Source organism: Nonomuraea sp. NPDC052116, assembly GCF_040680035.1.
Lineage (GTDB): Bacteria > Actinomycetota > Actinomycetes > Streptosporangiales > Streptosporangiaceae > Nonomuraea > Nonomuraea angiospora_A.
Genome location: NZ_JBFAWA010000106.1, coordinates 1 through 1730, shown reverse-complemented (window position 1 = coordinate 1730; position 1730 = coordinate 1). Strand labels below are relative to the sequence as shown.

Here is a 1730-nt window from a genome sequence, read left to right as displayed (position 1 = left end):
GCTAGCCCCGTTTTCCGCATGTGAGTGATCTTCAGCGGAGGTCTCGTGGATCGATGTCGAGGAGGTCCAGGAGATCGAGTTGGAGATCGGTGGGTTGCGGGATGGTCGGGGGTGACTGGCCGGTGCCCGGGATCAGCCGGATGCCGGCCAACGCGTCCAGGACGAGCTTGCCGGTGGGGACGGCGGGTCGTCCGGCGTACAACCCGTCGACTTTGGCCTGGCCGCGGGCGGCGAGCGCCTGGCGGACCTGGCGTTCGATCAGGCAGAAGATGAGCAGGGCCAGGCAGATGACGGTGATCAGCGCGCTGATGCGGCGGTTGTTCTTCAGATACAGGCTGGTGACGGCCAGCGGGCCCTTGAAGGCCTGGTAGCGGCGCTCGACGGCTTCCTGGCCTTTGTAGTGGCGCAGCACCTGTTCGGCATCGGCAGCCTCGGCGGGCAGGTTGGTCAGCAGGGCGTACCAGCCGTCGGTAGCGGCTTCGGCATCCAGCGTCTGCTGGTCGAAGTGCCAGCTCAAGGTGGGTTTGCCGGTGTCCGGGTCGGTGCCGGTCTCAGCGCTCAGGTAGGCATTCACCCGCCGGGTGCGGCCGATCGCGGTGATCCGGTCGGCGACGGCCGGCTCATCCGGGTAGTGGCGGCTGCCCAGGCCGCGTTCCAACCGGGCCAGGTCGTCGCGGGCCCGCGCGAGCTTCTTGGCCCGGGCGGCCTCAGCCGCCTGGGCGCGGGCCGAGGAGTGTACGAACACCCTGCGCAGCCTCAGCACCGGGTCCTTCTTGCGCGGTCCGGCCAGCGTCATGACGTCCTCGCGCACGTGCCAGACGCCACGCCGGTCGGCGGGTTTGCCGGCGTCCCGGGCGGCAACGTAGTCCACCGCCTGCGCCGTGGCCGGGTCCAGACCGGCCAGGGTCTCGGCGCTGACGTAGAGCTTGGAAGCCGGCGCAATGAAGGACACAGACGCACCGTCCATGGCGGCCAGATTCGCATACGAGATCAGCTTGGAATCACCGATCATCAGCATCTGCTGCGGGCCGGCCAGCTTCTGCAAGCCCTGCATCGCGCCGATGACCTGCCCGACTTCACCGGCCGCGCCGTCATAGGCGCGGTGAAAGACCGGGATCGCGCCGTCACTGCTGACCGCGATCCCGGCCTGGACCTGCTTCAGATCCGGCCGCCGGTCCTTGGGGTGGCCGAACCGCGGCCGCGCGTAGCCGGGCTCGGCATCGTCGTAGTCGCCGTGCAACGAGATCGAGGTCATATCCCAGTGCAGACGGGCCACATCGATGCCGAACGCCTCGATCGCGGCCAGCCCGACCGACCCGGCCACCTGGTCCAGGTGCGGAGCGATGGCATCCAGAGCGCGCCCGATCCGATCATCATTGAGCAGGCCGGGCTCGACCCCGAATGCCTCGCTCACTGCCCACCCGCGCGCCCAGTCCTGGACATGCACCAGCGGGGCGGGCGAGGTCAGCCGGTTGGCCACCAGCACCTCGATCACCTGCCCATGGGTCAGCTCCGCGGTATCGCGCACCGGGCAGGCTGCGTCCACCAACTCCCTGATCCGTAACCGCGAGCAGAACCCGGCGATGACCGGCAATGCTCCGAGCATCTTCTCGACGCTGGCCTGGCCCCACTGCGCACGCTGTCTCACCAGCCAGGTCATACCGCGATGACGATCACCACAGCAACCTGGCGATCTTCAAACAACCTCACGTGCGGAAAACGGGGCTAGC

General features: G+C 68.4%; 1 protein-coding gene. It reads right to left on the bottom strand.

Translation table 11 applies throughout. The annotated features are described in order from the left end of the window. Nucleotides 1–31: 31 nt before the first annotated feature. A complete protein-coding gene (locus tag AB0L65_RS62880) occupies nt 32–1660 on the bottom strand; it encodes an IS1634 family transposase (protein WP_364267613.1) in 1629 nt (542 codons plus the stop codon). Between the last annotated feature and the right edge of the window lie 70 nt (nt 1661–1730).

Coding starts and splice junctions, on each gene's coding strand:
- AB0L65_RS62880 (WP_364267613.1), bottom strand. CDS start 1,660: ATGACCTGGCTGGTGAGACAGCGTGCGCAGTGGGGCCAGGCCAGCGTC.